Source organism: Polynucleobacter sp. UK-Gri1-W3 (assembly GCF_018881595.1).
In the GTDB taxonomy this organism is placed as follows: domain Bacteria; phylum Pseudomonadota; class Gammaproteobacteria; order Burkholderiales; family Burkholderiaceae; genus Polynucleobacter.
This window is the reverse complement of the sequence record NZ_JACVQA010000003.1, coordinates 20,430-45,252: the sequence shown is the minus strand read 5'-3', so window position 1 is coordinate 45,252 and position 24,823 is coordinate 20,430. Positions and strand designations below refer to the sequence as shown.

At 45.0% G+C, this 24,823-nt stretch carries 25 protein-coding genes; 4 read left to right on the top strand and 21 right to left on the bottom strand.

What is annotated here, in order from left to right; genetic code table 11:
* Positions 1-5: 5 nt before the first annotated feature.
* The 8 genes from ICN36_RS04430 to ICN36_RS04395 form a co-directional block, all read right to left on the bottom strand.
* Positions 6-734 (bottom strand): glycosyltransferase family 25 protein, encoded by a 729-nt coding sequence (locus ICN36_RS04430; RefSeq protein ID WP_216227192.1) that lies wholly within the window; start codon positions 732-734, stop codon positions 6-8.
* Between the two features lie 3 nt (positions 735-737).
* Positions 738-1,640: a DUF6492 family protein gene (locus ICN36_RS04425; protein WP_216227191.1), complete on the bottom strand. Its 903-nt coding sequence runs from the start codon at positions 1,638-1,640 to the stop codon at positions 738-740.
* A complete protein-coding gene (locus tag ICN36_RS04420) occupies positions 1,637-2,980 on the bottom strand; it encodes a glycosyltransferase (RefSeq protein WP_216227190.1) in 1,344 nt (447 codons plus the stop codon). The genes ICN36_RS04425 and ICN36_RS04420 overlap by 4 nt, the downstream gene beginning before the upstream one ends.
* Positions 2,981-2,990: 10 nt before the next feature.
* Positions 2,991-3,950 (bottom strand): aspartate carbamoyltransferase catalytic subunit, encoded by a 960-nt coding sequence (locus ICN36_RS04415; RefSeq protein ID WP_216227189.1) that lies wholly within the window; start codon positions 3,948-3,950, stop codon positions 2,991-2,993.
* Positions 3,950-4,450, bottom strand: coding sequence for a bifunctional pyr operon transcriptional regulator/uracil phosphoribosyltransferase PyrR (pyrR, locus tag ICN36_RS04410; protein ID WP_216227188.1), 501 nt, complete (start codon positions 4,448-4,450; stop codon positions 3,950-3,952). Before pyrR ends, ICN36_RS04415 begins: the two co-directional genes overlap by 1 nt.
* Before the next feature lie 44 nt (positions 4,451-4,494).
* A complete protein-coding gene (gene ruvX / locus ICN36_RS04405; protein ID WP_216227187.1) occupies positions 4,495-4,908 on the bottom strand; it encodes a Holliday junction resolvase RuvX in 414 nt (137 codons plus the stop codon).
* On the bottom strand, positions 4,901-5,485 hold the full coding sequence (locus ICN36_RS04400; RefSeq protein ID WP_215360294.1) for a YqgE/AlgH family protein: 585 nt from the start codon (positions 5,483-5,485) through the stop codon (positions 4,901-4,903). The genes ruvX and ICN36_RS04400 overlap by 8 nt, the downstream gene beginning before the upstream one ends.
* An 81-nt stretch (positions 5,486-5,566) precedes the next feature.
* On the bottom strand, positions 5,567-6,367 hold the full coding sequence (locus ICN36_RS04395; RefSeq protein ID WP_216227186.1) for a YdcF family protein: 801 nt from the start codon (positions 6,365-6,367) through the stop codon (positions 5,567-5,569).
* A 76-nt stretch (positions 6,368-6,443) separates the two neighbouring features.
* Here ICN36_RS04395 and ICN36_RS04390 point away from each other — a divergent pair, with 76 nt between their 5' ends.
* Positions 6,444-7,916: a deoxyribodipyrimidine photo-lyase gene (locus tag ICN36_RS04390; protein ID WP_216227185.1), complete on the top strand. Its 1,473-nt coding sequence runs from the start codon at positions 6,444-6,446 to the stop codon at positions 7,914-7,916.
* Positions 7,917-7,974: 58 nt separating this feature from the next.
* The gene (locus tag ICN36_RS04385) at positions 7,975-8,814 is read left to right on the top strand and encodes a symmetrical bis(5'-nucleosyl)-tetraphosphatase (protein WP_216227184.1); all 840 of its coding nucleotides are present in this window, start codon (positions 7,975-7,977) and stop codon (positions 8,812-8,814) included.
* A 31-nt stretch (positions 8,815-8,845) separates the two neighbouring features.
* Here ICN36_RS04385 and hemL read toward each other — a convergent pair whose 3' ends face one another.
* From hemL to ICN36_RS04335, 10 genes are all read right to left on the bottom strand, one after another.
* Positions 8,846-10,147, bottom strand: coding sequence for a glutamate-1-semialdehyde 2,1-aminomutase (hemL, locus tag ICN36_RS04380; RefSeq protein ID WP_216227183.1), 1,302 nt, complete (start codon positions 10,145-10,147; stop codon positions 8,846-8,848).
* Between the two features lie 21 nt (positions 10,148-10,168).
* Positions 10,169-10,339 (bottom strand): rubredoxin, encoded by a 171-nt coding sequence (locus tag ICN36_RS04375; protein WP_011902084.1) that lies wholly within the window; start codon positions 10,337-10,339, stop codon positions 10,169-10,171.
* 81 nt (positions 10,340-10,420) lie between these two features.
* Complete coding sequence (locus ICN36_RS04370) at positions 10,421-11,857, bottom strand: class I SAM-dependent RNA methyltransferase (protein ID WP_216227182.1); 1,437 nt, start codon at positions 11,855-11,857, stop codon at positions 10,421-10,423.
* A gap of 56 nt (positions 11,858-11,913) precedes the next feature.
* Positions 11,914-12,339 (bottom strand): CopD family protein, encoded by a 426-nt coding sequence (locus tag ICN36_RS04365; protein ID WP_216227181.1) that lies wholly within the window; start codon positions 12,337-12,339, stop codon positions 11,914-11,916.
* A 29-nt stretch (positions 12,340-12,368) separates the two neighbouring features.
* Positions 12,369-13,646 (bottom strand): glutamate-5-semialdehyde dehydrogenase, encoded by a 1,278-nt coding sequence (locus ICN36_RS04360; RefSeq protein ID WP_216227180.1) that lies wholly within the window; start codon positions 13,644-13,646, stop codon positions 12,369-12,371.
* A gap of 49 nt (positions 13,647-13,695) precedes the next feature.
* On the bottom strand, positions 13,696-14,757 hold the full coding sequence (holA, locus tag ICN36_RS04355; RefSeq protein ID WP_216227179.1) for a DNA polymerase III subunit delta: 1,062 nt from the start codon (positions 14,755-14,757) through the stop codon (positions 13,696-13,698).
* A 14-nt stretch (positions 14,758-14,771) separates the two neighbouring features.
* Complete coding sequence (gene lptE, locus ICN36_RS04350; protein WP_216227178.1) at positions 14,772-15,299, bottom strand: LPS assembly lipoprotein LptE; 528 nt, start codon at positions 15,297-15,299, stop codon at positions 14,772-14,774.
* 14 nt (positions 15,300-15,313) lie between these two features.
* Complete coding sequence (gene leuS / locus ICN36_RS04345) at positions 15,314-17,986, bottom strand: leucine--tRNA ligase (protein WP_216227177.1); 2,673 nt, start codon at positions 17,984-17,986, stop codon at positions 15,314-15,316.
* Positions 17,987-18,028: 42 nt separating this feature from the next.
* On the bottom strand, positions 18,029-18,829 hold the full coding sequence (gene dapB / locus ICN36_RS04340) for a 4-hydroxy-tetrahydrodipicolinate reductase (RefSeq protein ID WP_216227272.1): 801 nt from the start codon (positions 18,827-18,829) through the stop codon (positions 18,029-18,031).
* Positions 18,830-18,901: 72 nt separating this feature from the next.
* Positions 18,902-19,552 (bottom strand): outer membrane protein assembly factor BamE, encoded by a 651-nt coding sequence (locus ICN36_RS04335; RefSeq protein ID WP_255531232.1) that lies wholly within the window; start codon positions 19,550-19,552, stop codon positions 18,902-18,904.
* A 130-nt stretch (positions 19,553-19,682) separates the two neighbouring features.
* Between ICN36_RS04335 and fur the strand changes: the two genes are divergently transcribed.
* Positions 19,683-20,135: a ferric iron uptake transcriptional regulator gene (fur, locus tag ICN36_RS04330; RefSeq protein WP_216152382.1), complete on the top strand. Its 453-nt coding sequence runs from the start codon at positions 19,683-19,685 to the stop codon at positions 20,133-20,135.
* Positions 20,136-20,280: 145 nt separating this feature from the next.
* On the opposite strand, the gene gap is transcribed toward fur, so the two are convergent.
* On the bottom strand, positions 20,281-21,309 hold the full coding sequence (gene gap, locus ICN36_RS04325; RefSeq protein WP_216227175.1) for a type I glyceraldehyde-3-phosphate dehydrogenase: 1,029 nt from the start codon (positions 21,307-21,309) through the stop codon (positions 20,281-20,283).
* Between the two features lie 42 nt (positions 21,310-21,351).
* Positions 21,352-23,343 carry a transketolase gene (gene tkt, locus ICN36_RS04320; RefSeq protein ID WP_216227174.1) on the bottom strand — a complete coding sequence of 664 codons (1,992 nt, stop codon included), beginning with the start codon at positions 23,341-23,343 and terminating at the stop codon, positions 21,352-21,354.
* 43 nt (positions 23,344-23,386) lie between these two features.
* Between tkt and ICN36_RS04315 the strand changes: the two genes are divergently transcribed.
* Entirely contained in the window at positions 23,387-24,148 is a 762-nt protein-coding gene (locus ICN36_RS04315; RefSeq protein WP_216227173.1) for a 16S rRNA (uracil(1498)-N(3))-methyltransferase, read from the top strand.
* A gap of 44 nt (positions 24,149-24,192) precedes the next feature.
* On the opposite strand, the gene ICN36_RS04310 is transcribed toward ICN36_RS04315, so the two are convergent.
* Positions 24,193-24,813 (bottom strand): barstar family protein, encoded by a 621-nt coding sequence (locus tag ICN36_RS04310; RefSeq protein WP_072583343.1) that lies wholly within the window; start codon positions 24,811-24,813, stop codon positions 24,193-24,195.
* Positions 24,814-24,823 lie beyond the last annotated feature (10 nt).

Here is a 24,823-nt window from a genome sequence, read left to right as displayed (position 1 = left end):
AATTTTTACTTTGGGAACCAAGGGTCTTTACTCAGTGCCCTATCAAGCACTCGGGCAACCGATCTCCATCGCTTTTGTAAACCTTGAACAGGAGAACGCTCAGAGCGATCAGCAATAGTTGATTTAGCACGGGTGATATCCACTGGATATGGGCGAATTGCCAAAAACTCCAAGCCATGTTTTTGATGGTGCTCGAGAAAATGATCTACAGGCTCATAGATATCTGCAGAATTCTGAATTAACTGCTTTGCTATCTCTGGTTTTAATAGGTATGCGGTAGCGCCGACCGCGTCGCCTTCATTTCTAACGAATGCTACGCCTGATTTTTCAAACAAGGTCTTGTAGGGAACCTCATATAAACCCTGCAGCCTGAGGAAATTCCAGGAATCATCTGCCTCAAGAATAGTGCTGAGCACATTCTCAAAATTGGGCGCCAGAGCAAAATCATCTTCTAAAACCAGGGTAGGTGCATTCTCACTTACACAACGCTTCCACGCTTCTTTATGCGAGAGATAGCAACCAATCTCATTTGGGGTTAATTCATACCCCTGCAGTCTTTTCACCTTAGTTGGCTTGTATTCAACTGGATTTGATGTCAAAGCAGATCCATCAATCGCATCCAGAAATTCCCAAGGTAAAGAAATTTTTTGCATTTCTTTCTCAACCTGTTTTCTGCGATCAAGGGATCTTTGTAGTGAAATAACAAAAATCTTGATATTTAAAGGTGCTGACATGAATTAAAAATAACTTTGTAAATAGCGGCCGAAACGCTTAATGCGGCGAAGGATTAGAGAGGCAAGTGACTTAGTAGACCCACCAAGGTCCATTCCAGAATCCCAGTTTGATTGATAAATCACACCCAAATAATTTGTTTTTAATTTACTCTCCGACTCGCCCGTTCTGCGCAGCAGATAGTATTGCCAATCGTAGTAGTAAATCCTAAATAATTGCTCGATTGGATACAAAGGAATTGCACGGAAGCTCAATAAAGCCTCGAGATATAAAAGTGTCTCTGGGTGTTCGTCAGTAGAAATATCCCAGAAATGCAAACCTCTGGGTTCAAGATATTGACTATCGAGAGACTGCCAAACCTTAGCTGACCAGATAAATGGTGGGCATGGGCAATAGTAGTTAGGGCCCACCCTAGAAAATAAAGCCTTTACACGATCACCCTCTTTACGAAGATTAGTCTGAACCTTTTCATGCCCTCGATTAATCGATAGCTGGAAAAATTCTTTATTTTGATAGATGACTGTGTAGGGAGTGCCATCAGCACTTAAAAAATCAGACCGATGGAAGTCTTTAATAAAGACACAATCCGAATCGAGGCAAACATAATTCTCAGCTAAACCAAGGCGCCAAAACTCCGATTTGATGGCTTGCTGACTTAAACCACCAGATCTCGTTTTTTCGATGCCAGCAGGAACTCGAGGATTGGAGGCAATAATCGACTCATCAGAAACCCACTGGTATCCAGTACCCACACCCAAAACCGATTGCAACTCCTGATGTTGGTCTTTGGGAGTAGAAATATAAAAGGAGATTTGGTCAACGTTGTATCGATTGATTGAATCTAGCAAGCGCTTAAGACGCAAAAAATCTCTGCGATAAGATTTGCAATAGAGGACGATATCTTTCAAGCGCTTCTTTCGGTTTTAGCTTGCACTTCAGAAAGTATTCTATACGCAGCCTGATCGACGCCAATTGGGAAACCTTTGGGCACTACTAACTGCTTACTTTTCCAGTCCAACCAAATTCTCTCTAAAGCCAGTTCAACGGCCTCAGAATCATTTTTAGGACTCAAGTAAGCAGATCGCTCCAATAGCATTTGATCCAATTGGGGGTTGCGATGGGTAATTCCCCAAATGGGCCTGCCAGTCCAAAGGTACTCATAAAACTTTGACGGAATATATTCTGCACACCACTCATCATTGCCATGCAAAAGAATTAAAACATCCGCAGTTTGCATTTTCTCAACCACACGCTCACGTCCTGACTTACCGGTGCTGGGATCTTTTTCTAAACGTCCGTGTGCTAGTAAAACATCGTCAAATGCTAGATGCTTGAGAGCATCCAAAGTTAATGAATCTAGAGGCGCTCCATAGGCGTGCACCCGAATATGCTTTCTTGCTTGAGGAAATTTCTTAAAAAGCGGGACTAAGGCATTCAGGATGGTCGATAGAGAACGATCATTTGCTAAAGAACCAAAGTGACACAGATTCAAATACTCAGAATACTGATGTGTTTTCTCACTAGTTGACCCACCAGGCGGTTCAGCCCCTGGAAGAACCATAAAACCATGAGCGTTATTTAAGGTATTTAAATTAGGGTTGCGTACTTTCGCATAATGTACGGCACCATCAGTAAACCACCAGGCTAAATCGGCATATTTGCAGATTTGCTTTTCTAAATACTGCCTAAAGCGAGCATCGCGATTGCTAGGTTTTTCAAAACCTAGATCTACAGGGCTCTGACGAATAACCAAGGGATCATGAATCTCTACTATCCATGGCGCACCCGTTTTTTTCTTGAGCCATAAACCCGCCAAATGAGCAGACCATGCTCCACCTGTTGAATAAATCAGATCAACTTTGCCAGAGCGAATTAAATGTAATCCATGAAGATAGGCAGGAATCGACCAAGACCATTGACTGGAATAGCCAAGAACAAACTTTTCTAAGGCAATCAAGGGAGCAAGCAGTAAAGAAACGATGCCGGTTGAAACCTTATAAAAGAGTCCTCTGCCATATTGGTTTGCAATCCAATGGCGAAAATCAAACCGGAACGCTGCTGGACCCCAAGCTAAAAATTGGCGATGAGGAAAGCGTTGATCTTTAATTCCAGTGATAGCACTAAAGACAATCGGCTCAATGCCTGCTTCTAGAAAATAAGGAATCTTATCGGTAATCGTTTGGCTTGAGGCACGGCCATCCATATTGAAGCCATGCGACAAAATCAACCAGCGTTTTTTAGACTGCATACTGGTGCGCTTAATTGCCCGCAACAATCGACATCACAGCCATGCGCACGGCAATACCGAAGGTGACTTGATTCAGAATGACTGACTGAGGACCATCAGCAACAATCGAATCAATTTCGACGCCACGATTCATGGGACCAGGGTGCATGACTATTGCGTCTGACTTAGCCAAGGCTAAACGCGTAGGCGTTAAACCATATTGCTTAAAGAATGCATCGCCTTCAGGCACTTGCCCAGCTTCCATGCGCTCCTTTTGGATGCGCAATGTCATCACCACATCAACATCTTTTAGACCTTCTTCCATACTATGAAATACCTTAACACCCAGCATATCTAAAGCACTTGGGAGCAAACTTTCCGGTCCAATCGCGCGAATATCTTCACAACCCAAAGTAGTTAGCGCATGAATATTGGACTTTGCTACACGGCTGTGAACAATGTCACCCACAATCGCCACTTTCAGACCCTTAAAGCTTTGTTTGAAGTGACGCATCGTATACATATCCAACAAACCTTGAGTTGGATGCTGATGGCTACCATCACCAGCATTCACAACGTGCACATGGGCTGGTACGTGGTTTGCAATTTCAATAGGGGCTTTAGAAACATCATGTCGTACAACAAAAATATCTGCCTGCATTGCTACTAAGTTATCAATCGTATCGAGAAGACTCTCGCCCTTCGCAGTCGAGGATGTGGAAATATCTAAATTAATCACATCCGCAGATAAACGTTTTGCAGCAATCTCAAAAGTAGTTCTAGTGCGGGTGGAGTTTTCAAAAAAGAGATTGAAAACACTTTTACCCCTGAGTAGTGGGACTTTTTTCACTTCACGCGCAGGATCAGTCACGCTCACAAACTGCTGTGCGGTATCCAAAATATGAAGAATTTGCTCTTTAGGCAAACCTTCGAGTGTCAGAAGATGCGTTAACTCGCCAGCGGAATTAAATTGATTGACTAGCTGACTCATTATTCACGCTCCTCTAACTGAAAGCTGAACTTGCCAGCGGTATCTTTCTCTAAGACCAGAATTTGATTCTCTTGAACTTCTATCTGCTCGCCTACAAAATTAGCAGCAACTGGCAGCTCACGATTTCCTCGATCAGCCAAAACCATCAACTCAACCTGTGCTGGCCGACCAAAATCAAATAACTCATTTAAAGCCGCGCGGACAGTTCTACCTGTTAGCAAAACATCATCAATCAATATCACATTAGCGCCGTTTACATCAAACGGCAAATGGGTAGTCATCGTGCTGGCAGTCCGTAGAGCTGTCATACCCTTCTCCGCATAATCATCCCGATGAAAGGCCACATTAATTACGCCAAAGTGTGAAAGCCCTAAATCGTTAGCCAAACGCTCTGTAATCCAAGCACCCCCCATAGCGAGACCTGCAAGCTCAAATGTACCCTCTTGTTTTCTGTTGCGCAGATTCTCTAATAATTTTCCGTATAACTGTTCAGCGTTCATTCTTTGGTCCGGTGCTTATATCAATTCTATTTTTGTATTTACTTTTAATTTAAAGACTTCGCGCTTTGCTCTGCAAAAAACTGCTCCAAAATCAAAACGGCAGAATGGGCATCTAGATTGTCGTACATCTTTGGATCCCCCTCTAAAACGGCTGAGGTATAGCGCTCATCGACCCAAGCAACCGGCAAATGAAAGCGTCCATGTAGCTGATTGCCAAAGCGCGTTGCTTTAGACGTCATCTCATGGGGCGTTCCATCTGGATGGGTTGGTTTTCCAACCACCAATTGGTCTGGCTGCCACTCCGCTATAAGGATCTCTATATCTTTAAACAAGGCATCGCTACTTGGCGCAGCAATCGTCTTTAAAGCCTGGCCTGACTTAGATATCGAGTTTCCAACCGCTACCCCTACTCTGTGAGTTCCATAGTCAAAAGACAGTATGGTCAATGCCTTAGGCATGCCCAGCCTCACCAGATAAATCCGATAAATTAAATCCTAGGTGACCCACTGCCTTCTCGTAACGCTGACTCGATGGGGTATTGAAGATAATCTCAATCATTTGCTCACGTGCCAGCGGAACATTCATCCAGCCATTGAGAGTGATTTCTTCTTCAAGCTGACCTGCACTCCAACCCGCATAACCCAAAGTCATCAAAAAATGTTGTGGTCCTTTGCCTGCAGCTACCGCCTCGAGAACATCCTTTGAAGTGGTCATTGTCAGACCGCCTGGTATGACAAGAGAGGAGCTATAAGGACTCAGTGAGTCAGACTCATGCAAAACAAAGCCACGCTCAATCTGAACTGGTCCGCCAAAATACACTGGCTGCTTTAACAGGGGAGCAATCTCCAATTTCAATTCAATCTTGTCAAAGAGGGTTTTTAAATCAACCTCGGTAGGTCGATTCACTACCAAGCCCATTGCACCTCTCTCGGTATGCTCAAAGAGATAGATCACGGAACCGGCAAAGTTGGGGTCAACCATGCCTGGCATGGCAATTAAAAACTGATTGGCAAGATGGTCTGCGGAAAAGGAAATTGATGACTCTGACACAGAAGCTAGTTCTGAAGCAGGGGGTGCTTTTTTAGCAGAAGTCATGAGATCTATTTTACAGAATATCTAGATTTTTCCGGTAATCCAATAAGCAAAAAGGCCAACTATTTCATGAATCAATTTATTCCAATGCTGAGCCCCTACTTCAAGATCAAAAGAGTCCCAACTTAGGCCAAGGCCCGTAAGATAATCAACAGGGACCGGTATTACTTCAAGGCCCTGTTTCCGAAAAATGAGCGTCGAACGATACATGTGTCTTGCAGAGGTAATGAGGAGCCAGGGCTTGGCTGCAGATCCCTGAGAAGCCTGAATCATGATTGGCTTCATGTAAATCACATTCTCATAAGTATTGCGAGATTGGTTTTCATAAAACCCAGGTCGACCCTCGAACCCTTGCTCCTTCACCAATTGCTTAAATGCATCCGCTTCAGATATCCCCTCAAGCGCAAGTCGATCAGAGTAACCGCTAAAGAGAAAAGGTAAATCAGGATACTTACGCATTAGTTCAAATGCTTTAGTGACTCTCTCGGCGGATGCGCCCAAGGAAACCTCGCCACGCTCTGGACCGATCTTTCCGCTACGGATAGCACCACCCAAAATAATAATACCGGCTACATCTTTTTCAGATATGGATGCTAATTCAGCGCTTGGCACTCTTTCCTCTAAAACCTGCAAGAGCCCCTCCGACGCAGGAAGCCAACCCACAATCACGAGATCAATCAGAGCAAAGATCAAAAAACGTTTACATAACAACGGCTTTCGCAAGCTTAAAAATAACAAGCTCAGAATGACAAAAATAATTACCCAATTCAGTGGCTCTATCAAAAAATGCAGTAATTTTGAAATGACAAAAAATAAGGCATCCATAATTCTCTCCGATCTTAACCTGACTGACAAGCCCAGGCGCCTGCAATGAAGCTAAATAAGCCCTAATATAGGGGCTATGCAAAAAGCTCTAGTTTGGCTCCGCCGTGATCTCCGTCTTTATGACAATGCTGCCCTTCACCACGCCCTTAAGGAAAGTGAGAAGGTTTGGCTCGCTTTTATCTTTGATACGGATATTCTCAAACCCCTGCTCAAGGGTGAATTAGATCCCAAAGGTCTAAAGCATGACCGCCGAGTGGATTTTATATGGCAAGGTCTAAAGCAAATTGATGATGAATTACGTAAACAAGGTGGAGGACTCATCGTTCGCTTTGGCAAGCCGACTGAGTGCATTCCTGAGATTGCCAAAGAACTTGGCGTTGATGCTGTATTTGTAAATCATGACTATGAACCTTCGGCAATTGAACGCGATGAAATAGTTAAAGCCAAATTAGAGAAACAAGATATTGGATTCGAGACTTTCAAAGATCAGGTTATTTTTGAGAAAAAAGAAATTCTTACCAACTCTAATACTGTCTTCTCAATCTTTACGCCCTATAAAAATAATTGGCTAAAGACTCTGCAAGAAAAAGATCTAGCCGCTTATGAGTGCAATCCAAAGCCAGGTCAATTAGCAGCTGTCCCCAAAAAGTTAAATGAGCCGTTTCCTTCTTTAGAATCCATGGGGTTTTGTGCCACTGGTATTGAAACCTATCTACCACCTGGCTCAGAGGGTGGTCAGGCCTTCCTAGAGGACTTCTTACCCCGCATTGATCAATACCAAGTTGGCAGAGACTTTCCCGCAATTAAAGGCGTAAGTTATCTCTCAACCCACTTACGCTTTGGGATGTTATCGATCAGAGGTTTGGTGCGCGAAGCCCATCGACTTATGCTTGCAGGTAGTATGGGTGCAACCATTTGGTTAAGTGAGTTGATCTGGCGTGACTTCTATTTCATGATTCTCGCCAATCATCCCCGCCTTGCATCAGGCGCATCTTTTAAACCTGACTATGACAACATTGCCTGGGAATCTGGAACTAAGGCTAAAAAATTATTTGCCGCCTGGTGTGAGGGTAAAACTGGTTATCCACTAGTGGATGCAGCAATGCATCAACTCAACCAAAGCGGCTATATGCACAATCGCTTACGTATGGTGGTTGCGAGCTTTCTGACAAAAGATTTGGGTATTGATTGGCGTTGGGGCGAAGCCTATTTTGCCGAACATCTCAATGACTTTGAGCTGTCATCTAACAATGGTGGATGGCAGTGGGCTTCCTCATCAGGATGTGATGCACAGCCCTACTTCCGCATCTTTAACCCCATTACTCAATCAGAGAAGTTTGATTCCGAGGGCAAGTTCATCAAGCGTTACCTGCCTCAACTGGAAAAACTCTCCAAGAAATCTATCCATGCCCCGTGGCAGGCTGGCCATATTGAATTAGAGACTGCTGGCATTGTTATTGGCCGAGATTACCCATTACCAGTAGTAGATCACGATGAAGCGCGGAAAAATACCTTGGTGCGCTATAGCGTGGTCAAAAAGGTTGCCTAATCCATTACGCCATAGAACTTAATAGAACACTATTTGCAGTTCCGATTTAAGATAGGGCATGAGCAAGATCTATGCCGTGGGAGATGTGCAAGGCTGCGCACCATCCCTCAAAGCCCTCGTTAAAAAAATTCCTCAAAAATCAAAGATGATTTTTTTGGGGGATTTGGTTAATCGCGGTCCAGACTCTCTTGGCGCTTTACGCCAACTCAAATCTTTACAGGAGTCAGGTCGTGCCGAATGCATATTAGGCAATCATGATCTGCACCTTTTAGCCATTGATTCTGGCTTACGCAACCCTAAAGGCTTGGATACGATTCAGCCGATCCTATCGGCTCCAGATAGAAAAGAGCTGATTCATTGGATTCGCAATAGACCCATGGCACTGAGCAATGGAAATGTTTTAACTGTGCACGCAGGCGTACTGCCACAATGGGACTTACAGCAAACAATCGAATGCGCTCAAGAAGTTGAAAAAACACTACGCAGTAAATCGTACAAAGACTTTCTGGCCAATATGTATGGCAATACTCCAAATAAGTGGAGTAAGTCACTTAAAGGTTACGAACGTCTTCGAGTGATCACCAATGCGCTCACCAGAATGCGTTTCTGCACACCCGCAGGTCAAATGGAATTTGAGAGTAAAGAAGGTTTAGAGCAGGGTCCCAAAGGCTATATTCCCTGGTTCACCGTTCCAAGCAGAAAAACACAGGACGTCCTTACCTATTTTGGCCACTGGTCTACCTTGGGCTTATTACGCCAACACAATGTGATTGGCTTAGACACTGGCTGTGTATGGGGCGGAAAACTCACTGCCCTAGAAATATCAGGCTCCAATAAAGATAGTAAGAAATTAGAGATTATTCAGGTGAGTGGCTATGACCACCCACTTCGAATGTAATTTCTCTTTAGGATTAAAAACTTTTTAAGGTTTAAAGTTTTTTAAATGATCTCTCAGCAGCAGCAACGATGGCATCGACCACTTCATTGTCATGTGCAATGGATGTAAAGCCTGCTTCATACGCTGAAGGCGCCAAATACACACCTTCGTCTAGCATGAGATGAAAGAATTTCTTAAACGCATCAATATTGGATTTAGTCACCGCTTCAAATGAAGCAGGAACTTGATTGGTAAAGTAAAAACCAAACATGCCGCCTTCGCTATCAACAGCAAGTGGAATATTTGCTTTATCTGCAGCTTGCTTCAAGCCAGCCATTAACTTCTCGGTCTGACTAGTTAAGCATTCATAAAAACCTTCTCTAGAGATAATCTCTAAAGTTTTTAGGCCTGCAGCAACAGCTACCGGATTACCAGAGAGCGTACCTGCCTGGTACACATTACCCAGCGGGGCTAGCTTAGACATGATTTCTTTCTTGCCGCCAAACGCTGCCATAGGCATACCGCCACCCATAACCTTGCCTAAACAAGTGAGGTCAGGAGTGATGCCTTGCAAAGACTGAGCGCCACCTAAGGCCACCCTAAAACCAGTCATGACTTCGTCATAAATTAATACAGCGCCATACTTGCTAGTCAGACTACGAATAGCCGCTAAAAACTCTTTTGAAGGCTTAATCAAGTTCATATTGCCAGCAATAGGCTCGATGATGACAGCGGCAATTTGATCACCCTGCTTTTTAAAGACCTCTTCAATGGCTGCTACATCGTTATATGGCAACACCAAAGTGTGTTTCACCAGATCTTGTGGAACACCACCAGAAGAAGGTGCATTTTGTGTAGAGTCAGCAAAAGTAAGCAGTCCTGAGCCTGCCTTTACCAATAAGCTGTCAGCGTGTCCGTGATAGCAGCCCTCAAACTTGATAATCAAATCGCGACCGGTATACCCACGGGCTAAGCGTAAGGCACTCATCGTTGCCTCAGTGCCGCTTGACACCATACGTACCTGCTCAATACTGGGCATCAAAGCGCAAATACGCTCAGCCAGTTCAATTTCACCTTCGGTAGGTGCGCCAAAACTAAAACTGGTTTCAGCCGCTTTTTGAACTGCAGCCACTACCTCTGGATTTGCATGACCCACAATCATGGGGCCCCAAGACATAATTAAATCGATATAGCGCTGATCATTTGCATCCCAAAAATAAGGCCCTTTGGCTTTAGAAACAAAACGGGGAACTCCACCCACTTGACGAAAAGCCCTCACCGGGGAATTGACGCCCCCAGGGATAGTCTTTTGTGCGCGCTCAAACAGCGCTTCGTTTTGATCTACTTTTGCCATTATTTTTTCGAATTTAATAAATTAAATCGCCATCATTTCAAAATCTTCTTTACGAGCACCGCACTCTGGGCAAGTCCAATTCATAGGAACGTCTTTCCACAGGGTTCCCGGTGCAATACCTTCCTCAGGCAAACCAGCGGCTTCGTCATAAACCCAGCCACATATCAAACACATATACGTTTTAAATTCCATTGCTTTAATCTCCGAATATTTTTAGCTACTTGAATTTAGCTGTAATAAGCTCGTTCTTTTATTTTAAGGTTTTTACTTGCTTTAAGCTGGTCGCTTAGCGTGCATCTCAAACTTAAATAAACGACACTCTAATGGGCCATTGAATAAAGGTGTGCGTTTAGATTCTTTAATGCGCAGTTGGCCTGGAAGCGCCATATCTGCAGTCAACACAAAGATATTCCACCCACCAAAGTCCTCTTTGAGGTGTTGTCCAAACTGACGCAAGAACTCGACAAACTTCGGATCCTGCTCTTCTTGAGCTTGCAACTTCTTCAATGACTCACGACTAGAACGCTTAGCGCTTTGACGCCCAGTCTCTAAGTTCAACTCAAAACGATTATCAGGCTCATCATCGTAGTTTTCCTCTTGAGAAGAGGCGCGATCCTGACCGCGACCACCCTTAATCACTAGGCGCTCACCATAAGGCGGATTTAAGAGCATGACACCTTCACTCAAATTACCCGGGGCTTTCGCTGCTAAAGCATCAACCTGACGAACGATAGGTTGATCTGGCAATTGGGCTCTTTGCCAATTGCCCTTAAACATCGATACCAATTTCTCATTAATATCGCCACCAGAAATTTTTAAGGACTCAACGCTAGAGTGTTGCTTACGCTTTTCTAGCATCAAAGCAAGTGCGGCTTCTTTTAAGTCTACCCAGCGCTTTTGTTCTGCAGCATCATTAAATGGCTTGAGTCTCTGAAATCCAAAACCATGAGCAGAGGTGATTAAGGGACGATAAGCCAAGCGGCTCGGCTTGGCATCGTCACCATACATCCCAGCACGAATTGCCCCAGGAGGAATAGCTAACGCCATCTGTGCAGCCTCAATTAAGAAGGTGCCACTACCGCACATCGGATCGAATAAGGTCTGACCCGGTTTCCAAGTGGTTATCGACAAAATGCCTGCTGCTAAATTTTCTTTTAGGGGTGCATCCCCTTTTTCATCACGCCAGCCACGCTTAAACAATGCTTCACCGGAAGTATCCAAATAAATAGTGACTTGAGTTGCTGTCAAATGCGCTTGCACACGAACATCCGGAAAGGCGGTATCGATACTGGGACGATCACCAGTTACATCACGCAAACGATCAACGATGGCATCTTTAATCTTGAGTGTTGCGAAATTTAAACTCTTCAATGGGGAGCGGTGCGCTGTCACATCGACACGTAAAGTTTGCTTAGAGGTAAACCATTCCTCCCACGCTAAGCCACTAGCCAATTTATATAAATCATCCTCTTGTCTATAAGGGGCTTGCGCCATTTGCAATAACACTCGACTCGCAATACGTGAATGTAAGTTCAGCGCCATGGCAGCAGAAATCGGTGCAGCAAGACCAACGCCACCAGTAGGACTAGTCGGAGTGGGATCAATTACCCATGCTCCCAAAGCCTTACATTCTGGGCGTCCAGCAATCTCTGCCAGCTCCTGGGCAAGCAGTACTTCTAAGCCGCCTGGGCAAACAACAAAAAATCTCATGGGGCTAACAGTCTTTAAATAGGGGGATTAAAAAAACAAATAATAGTAGGTTGGTCTTAAGGCTTAAACAACACCAAAGCCACAATAATCACTAGCAAGATGACTGGTACTTCGTTAAACCAACGTAACCAAACACCGGATCGCTTATTTACGCCGGCACGAAATTTCTTGAGCAAGCTTAGGCAGGCATGGTGATAACCAATCACCAAGATCACAAAGAATAATTTGGCATGCATCCAAACATCACCAGCACCAATACCGAAATAAAGCCATAGCGTTAGACCTAGTAATACGGCTGGCACTGCCAAAATAGTCATAAATCGAAAGAGGCGGTCGGCCATACCCAAAAGGCGAGCATAAGCTTCGGTATTTTTCTCCTCAGCCAGGTTCACAAAAATTCTGGGCAGATAAAACAAGCCAGCAAACCAGGAGGTAATAAATACGATGTGAAAGGTTTTTACCCAGAGGTAGGCATTGCTCATATATTTTTTGCTTTATTGATCTATTTGTTTTAAGTGCGAATCTCGCCGTGACCCATTACTACATACTTCAACGAGGTCAAACCATCTAACCCAACAGGACCACGGGCATGCAGCTTGTCATTCGAAATACCGATTTCAGCACCTAACCCATATTCAAAGCCATCCGCAAAGCGAGTGCTAGCATTGACCATCACACTGGCGCTATCGACTTCACGCAAGAATCGATCAGCCTGTGCCTTGTTATTGGTAATGATGGCATCGGTATGCTTACTACCGTATTGCTCAATATGATTCATCGCCTCATCAATGTTTGCGACAGTCTTAATTGACAAGATGGGTGCTAAGTACTCAGTCTGCCAATCTTCTTCTTTGGCATCTACTAAATTCTGAAATCCATTTGCTTCTAGTGTTTTGCGAGTTAGGCTATCAACCCGTAGCTCCACACCCTTGTCCTGATAAATCTTGCAAAGGGTTGGCAATACTTTCTGTGCGATCTCTTGATTAACCAGCAATGTCTCCATCGCATTACAAGGAGCATAGCGTTGCGTCTTGGCGTTATCACAGACTTTTACTGCCATCGCGACATCAGCATCAGCATCAATATAGGTATGACAAATGCCATCCAGGTGTTTAATCATTGGCACACGTGCCTCAGCCATCAAACGCGCGATCAAGCTCTTGCCACCACGAGGCACGATCACATCAATATATTGCGTCATGGTGATCATTTCACCAACAGCGCTTCGATCTGTAGTTGTTACGACCTGTACTGCATCCTTAGGTAGGCCAGCAGCAGCCAAGCCATCCTGAATGATCTGCGCTAATAAGGTATTGGAATTAATTGCTTCAGAGCCGCCACGCAGAATCACCGCATTGCCTGACTTAAGACACAAGGCAGCAGCATCAATCGTGACGTTAGGACGCGATTCATAAATGATGCCGATGACACCTAGAGGAACACGCATCTGACCCAACTCAATTCCGGATGCTTGCTTTTGCAAAGCCGAAATTTTTCCAATTGGATCTTCTAAAGAAACGATTTGCTCCAAACCCAAAGCCATGGTTTCAATTGTTTTAGGTGTCATAGTAAGGCGATCAACAAAAGCGGCATCTTGCCCATTTACTTTTGCACTCTCAACATCTACCTGATTAATCTTCTGAATCTCATCTGCTTTTTGACGAACAGCTGTAGCAATATGTAATAAGGCTTGATTTTTTTGCTCGCTAGATGCACGCGCCATTGCACGCGATGCAGCTCGTGCTCGCATGCCAATATCTTGCATCATTTCTTTTATAGCTGAACTCATTTCTTACTCTCTTATTGCTCTCTAATTCACTAATTTTTTTATGCACTACTCAACGCAATAAATTTCCAACCAAACGCAAACCATCCCAAGGGTCTGCTGGCAACTCTGCAGCATGCAAACCTTTTACTTGGCGATCCAATCCGGCAGCAACCTGCATTGCTCTGCGCAACTTCACAGGCTGAACTCTTCTCAAGGCTGCTGGATATAAACGTTCTTTATTTCCCCAAATCCGGTTTGCGCGCATCAGATTCTGTACAGACTCGCCAGCATCACTTGCCGCCTTGAGTTTAGATAGTATCCGAAGCTCCTCAGTTACGCTCCATAGAATCAATACCAGCGGCTCACCCTCACCTTTTAAGCCGTCTAGCATGCGATTTAACCTAGCCAAATCTCCAGCAAGCATGGCTTCAGTTAATTCAAAAACGTTGTAACGCGCTACCTTCAGAATGGAGGAACGAATTTGCTCTTCGCTCAACTTGCCAGTGGGATAGAGCAAGCCTAACTTCAAAATCTCTTGATGGGCAGCAATTAAGTTACCTTCTACTTGATCAGCGATAAATTCAAGAGCGCGTTGACCTTCAGGGCCAACCTCTACCTCTTGATCTTGGCGCTTTAATCGCCCAGAAATCCACTGTGGCAAGTGACTACGATCCAAAGAGTCAATCTGAATCGCCATACCAGCATCATCTAAAGCACTAAACCACGCGGAAGTCTTAGTCTTACCATCTAAACGGGGCAACACAATACAGACAACCGTATCCGGTCCGCCTGACCCAATAGCTTGTGAAGCAATTTGAGCGGCAAATTGTTTTAAAGCGTCAGCCCCATCGCGACCAGGCTTACCGGTCGGTATTCGTAACTCCACCCAACGTTTGTCGCCAAACAATGACATGGTTTGACCGGCATTTAACAAAGCGCTCCAATCAAAGCCACGCTCTTGCAATAAGACTTCGCGCTCAGTGAAGTTTTGTTTCTTGGCGGCAGATCGCAGTTGATCCATCGCCTCCATCATCAACAGAGGCTCATCACCACTAAATACATAGAGCGGCAACATTGCACCACCAGAACTCAAAGACTTGAGGTGCACTTGTAAGGCATCAACTTTAACCATGCCCTAATTCATCTCTAGAAAGATTTTGCTTGCGGCGCTCTTGCAGCAGCAGATACACGGCGTAGGATCTGAGTCGCCAAATCTTTGCGCATCAGAGTTAAGAACTGCTGAATTTGAACGTCAGTTGCCAACACTGTTGACACACTAAAGTCTATATCCCTGGTCATGTAGATCTCAGATTCTGGGACGATTTCAGCGCCAGCCAAATCATATGCCCTAAATCCAACTCGAATATTCAGGCGATAGGCTGATACTTGACCATTGGAGTTATAAGCCAAGATCTCACGACCATTGATATCGTTATTAATATCCAAAATGAGATCTGCATCTTTAGGATTAATCGCAACCTTTGCATCCGTTCCTGTCAAGATTGCTGTCTGCAAATCCGCTCTCAGTGGCGGGGATGGATTGCCCGTAATTGCAATAACCTTGAAAGGCAAGTCCACCATACCGCGCAAGCGATAGCCGCAAGCGATCAACCCCATTACCGGAGCTGTAGCAATGAAGCCTAGCATTGTGCGACGTAGGGAATTTACGCTCATATCTCTTTTTCTATTCAAGCAACAATATTGACCAAACGTCCGGGCACCACAATCACCTTCTTCGGCGCGCCACCATTTAATGCTTTTTGTGCAGGCTCACTTTGTAAAGCCAAGGTTTCAACTTGCTCCTTGGTTGCGTCAGCGGGTACCTTAATATCACCGCGTAACTTACCGTTAATTTGGAGCATCAAAGTCAGTTCAGTCTGCACCAATGCAGCCTCATCTACAGAAGGCCATGGAGCATCAAGCAGTGGTCCAAAAGTCTTGGTGTAGCCAAGGTCTTTCCACAACATATGGGTCATATGTGGAACTACTGGATAGAGAACGCGTAACAAGATACTCAGGCATTCACGCAAGACCGGCGCACTAATCGCGGCATTCTGGTCGAGCTTGATCGGCTCAAGTGTATTGAGCATTTTCATCGCGGCAGAGACAACCGTGTTGTACTGGCGACGCTGATAATCAAAATTGGCTTGCTTCAAAATCGCATGGACTTCACGACGCAATTCTTTTTCAGCATCGTTCAAGCCACTAGGCAAGACATCTGAGGCATCGCGCAAAGCACTAGCGTGACCACTGGAATACAGCCACACCCGACGCAAGAAACGAGAGGCGCCATCTACACCAGCGCCAGACCACTCCAACTGCTGCTCTGGTGGGGCAGCAAACATCACAAATAGGCGCGCGGTATCAGCGCCATATTGATCAATCAAAGCTTGAGGATCAACGCCATTGTTCTTACTCTTAGACATCTTCTCAACGCCACCAATGATCACTGGTGTATTCGAAGCGTCACCAATAAGCTTAGCGCCTTGAGGGCGGCCTTTTTCATCGAGGTCTAATTCCACATCTAGAGGATTGAGCCAAGTTTTTTTACCTGAAGCGTCTTCAGAGTAGTAAGTCTCATTGAGAACCATGCCTTGGGTCAGCAAATTCTGGAACGGCTCATCAAAGGCAATCAAATTGAGATCACGCATCACCTTGGTCCAGAAACGCGCATAGAGAAGATGCAAAATCGCATGCTCAATGCCGCCAATGTATTGATCCATTGGCATCCAATATTCATTGCGCTCATCCACCATAGTCTTAGCATTTGGACCGGTGTAGCGCATGAAATACCAAGAGGAATCGACAAAAGTATCCATGGTATCAGTTTCACGACGTGCAGGCTTGCCGCACTTCGGACATTTGACGTTTAAGAAATCGGCACGTTTATTTAGCGGATTACCGCTGCCATCTGGCACACAATCTTCTGGTAATACTACCGGCAGATCTGCCTCTGGTACAGGCACAGCTCCACAACCAGGATTGCTCTCATCACCACAATGAATAATCGGAATCGGTGTGCCCCAATAGCGCTGACGAGAAATTCCCCAATCGCGCAAACGATAGGTGGTCTTAATTTCACCAATACCAAGCTTTTCTAATTCTTTCGCAACAGCATTCACTGCTTCATCATGCGATAGGCCGTCAAACTGAGCGCTATTAAAGCAAACGACACCCTCTTTTTGGGCATACCAATCTTCCCAGCGAGTGGTATTAAACATGGGAGATTCGCCTTTAAGCGCAATCACTTGTTTAATTGGCAAGTCATACTTAAGTGCAAAAGCAAAATCGCGCTCGTCGTGTGCAGGCACGCCCATTACCGCACCATCGCCATAAGACATCAATACGTAGTTACCAACCCAAACAGGCACCGGTTCATGCGTCAACGGATGCGTGACATACAAACCAGTAAACATCCCTTCTTTTTCTTGAGTAGCTAAGTCGGCTTCAATCACACTGCCGGTTTTGCATTTCTCAATGAATGTAGCAAGCGCTGGATTATTAGTTGCTGCTTGGGTTGCCAAAGGATGTTCAGCCGCTACCGCACAGAAAGTAACCCCCATGATGGTATCTGCGCGAGTAGTAAACACGTAGAGCAGACCATCTTGAATGAAATTACCATGGTCATCGGCAATCTCGTGCTTAAAAGCAAAACGAACGCCACGACTTTTACCAATCCAGTTTTGCTGCATCGTCTTAACGCGTTCAGGCCAACCCAAACCATCTAAGCCAGAAAGTAACTGTTCTGCATAAGCAGTGATATTGAAGTAATAACCAGGTATCTCGCGCTTTTCAACCAATGCACCAGAACGCCAACCACGGCCATCAATCACCTGCTCATTCGCCAAAACGGTTTGATCAATTGGATCCCAATTAACTACTTGAGTCTTGCGATAGGCAATGCCTTTTTCCAGCATCTTCAGGAACAGCCACTGGTTCCAACGATAGTAATCAGGACTACAGGTTGCGACTTCGCGCGACCAGTCAATCGCCAAACCCATCGCAGCCATTTGCTTTTTCATATAAGCAATGTTGTCGTAGGTCCATTTCGCTGGAGGCACTTTATTCTGAATCGCCGCATTTTCAGCGGGCATACCAAACGCATCCCAACCCATAGGCATGAGAACGTTATAGCCCTGCATGCGAAGTTGACGCGCCATGACATCATTAATGGTGTAGTTGCGCACGTGACCCATGTGGAGCTTGCCAGATGGGTAAGGCAACATAGAACAAGCGTAGTACTTTGGCTTTTTCTTACCTTGTGCGTCAACTGCGTTCTCTGCTACTTGATAGACTTGCGCAGCTTCCCAATCAGCTTGCGCTGCCGCTTCAATACTGCGGTAGTCATAATCCTTACTCATTCTTCGACAACTCTTTTCTTCTATTTTTTAATTGATTGACTTTTACTTACGCAAGCCAAGAACATCTTGCATATCGAATAAGCCACTGCTTTGGTTTTGTAAGAAGCGTGCAGCACGCAATGAACCTTGGGCATAAGACTGACGGCTTGAAGACTTGTGACTGATTTCAATACGCTCGCCATCACCAGCAAATAAAACAGTGTGATCACCTACGATATCGCCACCACGAATAGTCGCAAATCCAATCGAACCCTCTTTACGCTCACCGGTGTGGCCTTCACGCGCATAAACAGCAACATCATCCAGTTTTTCACCTAAAGCATCCGCAATAACTTCGCCCATCTTGAGCGCAGTACCCGAAGGGGCATCCACCTTATGCTTATGGTGAGCTTCAATAATTTCAATGTCATACCCTTGATTGAGCATCTTGGCAGCAATCTCAAGGAGCTTAAAAGTAGCATTAACGCCAACACTCATATTGGGTGCAAAAACAATCGCTAATTTTGTAGAAGCTTTTTTCAGGCCAGCTATTTGCTCAACCGTCAGACCTGTAGTGCCAATAATCATTTTGGTACCCGTCTTTTCAGCAACGGCTAAATGAGCCATCGTGCCTTCAGGTCTAGTGAAGTCAATTAAGAACTCTGCATTGGCCAATACTTGAGTAACATCAGCAGCAATCAATACGCCCGTTTTTTTTCCTAAAAATGCACCGGCATCCTCACCTAATTGTGAACAAGAGGTATGTTCGAGGGCTCCAACTAATTGAGCGTCAGCCGTATTGAGGACAGCCTCAATCAGCATCTTGCCCATACGTCCTGTTGCCCCTGCAATTGCAATCTTCATCATGTGTTTCTTCGCTTCTTATTCAAGTGCGCCAAAACAGTCATCTTGGCATCAATACAAAAGTGATTTCTATTATTTCGAATCAGCTGCTTTAGGCACATCATTTAATGTGCCGGGTCCAAGCTCCGGAGACTGTGCATCTGGCTGTTTATTTGAAAAACTAAAAAAGTCCCAGAATGAGCCGCTCGCATTCGCTGCAGGTGCGGCTGCAGGTATGGGCGTACCTGCTGATAAATTGTCAGTCTTGCTTGGTACCAAATACTCTGGCTGCTGTAATGGTGGCGTAACGGGTGGCTTATTAGATCCAGTAATCACTTCCCAGAATGAGCGCTTTGTCTTGGAGTAGTTATCGATTTCTGCAACCATCTCAACTTCGGTTGGCAACGCATCACCTTCAAACTTAACAACCTTGTCACCATCAAAATAGACTGTGACATGACGCTCTTTACCCATCGACTGTCCAGCGCGCTTGAATTCAAAAATGTAATCCCAACGATTGGCATGGAAGTAACTTGCTAGCAATGGCGTGCCTAAAATTTGACGCACCTGCTCACGAGTCATGCCTAATTGCAATTTGGAATATTGCTCGCTAGAAATAAAATTTCCTTGTACAACGTCAGGCACGTAAGGTCTAAAAATCTTATTCATCCATGCGCGTTGAGTTTCATCAACTGCAGAAGTACACCCAACCGCCCCCAATAAACCCAACAGGGCGAGGGACATGATTCCTAACCGAACAGGGGAAAAGGCACCCTTCAAAACCGGGTTCAAAAATCGAGTAAAAAGTTCAAGGCAATTTTGCATGGCTGGCCGTATCATTAAGACATTGATTTTAGCTCCCAATGCCACATATATGACCCAAAACCGCACCCCCGAAGATTTACGAGATATAGGCCTAAAAGCTACTGGGCCTAGGATGAAAATTCTGGATTTTTTTCATCAAAATGGAGGCACCCACTTTAGCGCTGAAGACGTCTTTATGGCCCTGGCTAAAGAGGATAAAGAGATAGGCCTAGCAACGGTTTACCGAGTGCTGACACAGTTTGAGCGGGCTGGACTGCTTTTACGCAGTCATTTTGAGTCCAGCAAGGGTGATAGCAGGGCCATCTATGAGCTGAACGAAGGCCAGCATCATGACCACTTGGTTTGCATTGATTGCGGCCATGTTGAGGAATTTATGGATGAAGCCATCGAAAAAAGGCAGCGAGATATAGCTAAAAACCTCGGTTTTAAGCTCCAGGAACACGCTCTAGCTATGTACGGCCATTGCCAAAAAAAGAATTGCCGTAATAAACAAACTAAGTAAAACAGCCAAAATAAGCGTTTTTTAATCGCTTAGACGCAAAAAAGACCTCAATTTGAGGTCTTTTTCACAAAATTAAGTCATAAAAGAAGATTTAAGCGTTTTTTAACAACACTTAGATACTTTTAGGTGATCTTATCTATTTTCCTTACTTTACAGCCATCAAAGCTTCGGCGGCATTGAGCATTTGCACTGAATAACCCCACTCGTTGTCATACCAAGCCAATACCTTCACCAATTTGCCATCAGAAGATACGCGGGTTTGGGAAGCGTCATAAATACTTGGGCGCGGATCATGATTAAAGTCGATAGAGACCAGTGGCAATGTATTGAAGCCCAAAATCCCCTTGAGCTCACCTTCGCTGGCAGCCTTGAGAATGGAGTTCACTTCATCGACGCTTGTCGCACGACTTGCTGCAAAAGTTAAGTCAACAACAGAAACATTAATCACCGGCACGCGCATCGCGAAACCATCAAAGCGACCTGCTAAAGCCGGCAGAACTAAACCAACCGCTTTAGCGGCACCAGTCTTGGTTGGGATCATGCTGGTAACAGCGGAGCGCGCACGACGCATATCCTTGTGATATACATCCGTTAATACTTGGTCATTAGTAAATGCATGAATCGTAGTCATCAAACCTGACTCGATGCCAATCTTTTCTAAGAGTGGCTTCACCAATGGAGCCAAACAGTTTGTTGTGCAACTTGCATTAGAAACCACCACATCGCTTGGCTTTAATACATTTTGGTTTACGCCATACACAATGGTCGCGTCCACATCTTTTTCACCAGGAGCAGAAATCAATACTTTCTTCGCGCCCTGCTCAATATGAATCATGGCCTTTTCTTTTGAAGTGAACTTACCAGTACATTCCAAAACCAAATCAACGCCTAATTCACCCCATGGAGTTTCCGCAGGATTACGAGTGCAGAACATTTTGATGCGATCGCCATTAACCACCATGTAATCACCATCAACAGACACATCTACTGGGAAGCGACCATGCGCAGAGTCATATTTTGTAAGGTGCGCGTTAATAGCAATATCACCCATCGCATTAATTGCGACGATCTCGATATCACGACGTGGCTTACCGTTTACCTGATCTTCATACAGGGCACGTAATACCATGCGGCCAATACGTCCATAACCATTAATTGCGACACGAATTGTCATTTATTTCCCCTTACTAATATTGAATTTATTTCGTACTTTGCTTTATTTCTTTGCAATACATTCTTTAACTGTCTTCGCAATCCGATCCGCAGTTAAACCAAAATATTCGTACAAGACTGGTGCCGGTGCGGACTCGCCGAAAGTATCCACTCCATGAACGGCTGCACAACCATACTTCCACCAGAAATCACTCACACCAGCTTCAACCGCAATGCGCGGAATATTCGCGGGTAATACTTTTGCTTTATACGCAGCGTCTTGTTGATCGAAGACGGTCGTTGAAGGTATCGAAACTACTCGAACTCCCAAACCTTCTTTTTCTAACTGCTGTGCAGTTTGTAATGCAAGAGCAATTTCAGAACCGGTAGCAATAATGACTGCATCAATCTTGCCAGATGGATCACGCAATACATAACCACCGCGCGCAATATCTTTAATCTGTGCCGCTGTACGAGATACGAATGGACAGTTCTGACGGCTAAAAATCAAGGCGCTCGGCCCATTTTTACGCTCAATGGCTGAACCCCAGGCTACAGCGCTCTCTGTGGTGTCGCAGGGACGCCAAACCATGAGGTTCGGAATAAGGCGCAAGCTAGCAACATGTTCTACAGACTGATGGGTTGGACCATCTTCACCCAAACCGATTGAGTCATGGGTAAAGACAAAAATACTGCGCAACTTCATCAATGCAGCCATACGCAGAGCATTACGACTGTAGTCTGAGAATGTTAAGAACGTGCCTCCAAATGGAATGTAACCGCCGTGTAAGGCAATGCCATTCATGATGGCACTCATACCAAATTCACGAACGCCGTAGTTGATATGGTTACCCCATTGATCGGCGCGCACTGCTTTGCATGAAGACCAATTAGTTAAGTTGGATCCGGTTAAGTCAGCAGAACCTCCCATGAATTCTGGTAACGCAGGTGCCAAAGCCTCAATTGCATTCTGACTTGCTTTACGAGTTGCAATAGTCTCTGCCTTAGTCTGGCAAGTTTTTAAATACGCATTTAATGTCGATGAAAAATCTTTGGATAGATCGCCAGCCATACGACGTTGCAATTCAGAGGCGAGCTCTGGATATTTATTTTTATATTTCTGAAATTCTTTATTCCAATCGTGCTCAGCTGCTTGACCACGCTTTTTAAAATCCCAAGCAGCATAAATATCTTTCGGAATTTCAAATGGTGCATAAGGCCAATTTAATGCGACACGAGTTGCGGCGATTTCGTTAGCACCCAATGGTGAGCCATGCACTTTATCGCTACCAGCCATATTGGGTGAGCCTTGGCCAATTGCAGTTTTGCAGCAGATCAGGGTTGGCTTATCGCTCTTTTTAGCTTTGGCGATCGCAGCAGATACGGCTTCTGCATCATGGCCATCAACAGAACGAATGACATTCCAGCCATAGGCTTCAAAACGCTTAGGAGTGTCTTCGTTAAACCAAGAAACAACCTTGCCATCAATCGAAATGCCATTGTCATCCCATAATGCAATTAACTTATTAAGCTTGAGTGTGCCAGCTAATGAACAGACTTCATGGCTAATACCTTCCATCAAACAGCCATCGCCTAAAAATACATAGGTGTAGTGATCAATGATGTTAAGACCAGGGCGGTTAAATTCTTCTGCAAGTAATTTTTCTGCCAGTGCCATTCCAACCGCATTAGAGATTCCCTGACCAAGTGGACCAGTCGTTGTTTCCACTCCCGGAGTAATTCCATACTCAGGATGTCCTGGAGTCTTGCTATGCAACTGACGGAAATTTTTTAACTCTTCAATCGGCAAGTCGTAGCCAGAAAGATGTAAAAGCGAGTACAACAACATTGAACCGTGACCATTGGATAAAACAAAACGATCACGATCAATCCAGTGCGGATCTGTTGGGTTATGTTTTAAATGCTCGTTCCAAAGACCAACAGCGATATCTGCCATGCCCATTGGCATTCCAGGGTGACCTGAATTTGCCTGCTGTACTGCATCCATGGATAAGGCGCGAATGGCATTGGCCATGCGAATTTGAAGGTTTGACATCGTAAAAGTGGTCTCTGGAAAATTAATTGGCTATATTTCAGTAATGCCTCAATTTTATCTTCCCGGGCCATGGGAATCCCAAAAGCCAACAACCCTCACACCCGAGGTTGCCCACCATCTGCGCGTAAGGCGTATCCAAATTGGGGAATTTTTCCCAGTATTTGATGGAAAAGGCCAAATAGCTAAGGGGGAACTCCTCTCATTGAGCGGAAAAACAGGTCAGGTTCAGTTGACGGATATCCGTACTGATACCCATCGAGAGACCCCATATGCCATTACTTTGGCGCAGGGACTGGCTGGCGGCGACAAAATGGACTGGATTGTTGAAAAAGCGGTAGAAACTGGTGCTCAAAATATTGCTCCGATGCAATGCGAGCGATCCATCCTCAAACTCACTCGTTCGAGCGATTTAGAGCGTGCTCAAAAACGCCTCGCCCACTGGGAGGGGATCATTCAAGCGGCTTGCGAGCAATGCGACCGTACTGTCTTTGCAAATCTAGAACCCATCCAAACATTCGAAGCTTACTTAAAGGCAACTCCAAAACCTGTCCTTAAGCTAATTCTTAGTCCTGATGCAACAAAAAGCATGTATTCAGCACTTCTAGAAAATGACCCTCAAGATATTGTCCTCATGATCGGACCCGAAGGCGGTCACTCCCCCGAAGAAGAGGCTCAGGCAGAGGCTGCCGGCTATCAACTAGTTTCACTGGGGGAACGTGTGCTCAGAACAGAAACAGCGGGTGTAGTGGCCATTACAGCGGTGCATAGCGTATGGAACCCTGAAATGCAAAATCGCCTCAAGTAGAGGCGATTTGTAGTGCTTCAAATGAACTTCTAAGACTTTAGCGATTAAGCAAAAGAGTAGAAGACGCGATATGGTGTACGGCGCTCAGCCCAGAAATCAACAGCATCACGGAAAACATCTAAAAGCGTTTCACGAGCTTCTTTGTCAAACTTCTGAGTGCATGGCAAACCTTCAAGCACCACCACGAATCCAGGCTGTGGGCCAGATTTGTCCACTGTAGTAGTCAAAGCATCTAACAAAGGATCGTAGTTTTTTGCCTGCTGCTTAGTAAATTTGTAGGCAATCGCAATTGACTCCAATACTTCACCTTTAGTCATAGCATTTGCGCAATTGGCATAAATAAAGTGTTGACCCAATTCGGTAGCTGCTTCCTGTAAGTCAGGAGTGCGGAAAGCACGAATGGATTGAACAATATTAGGGCGCACACTGCGCAACATTGCCGGCGGTCCGGCATCGCGAACGGCCAAAGCGGCACGCCAAGAAGCTGTCACTTTTTTCCCCGAAACTTGATTTGCTGCATAGGTTTGTAAACGAGATAAACCGCCCTCAGCGTAAATGTTGGCAGCGGATGACTCGGTTTCAAGTCGATCATTGCTGTCCCAACTTTCAGCGCGGCTATGTTCATCGAAGCTGGCTGTATTGCTGTTTTCAGAGCGATTATTCATGATGGGTGCT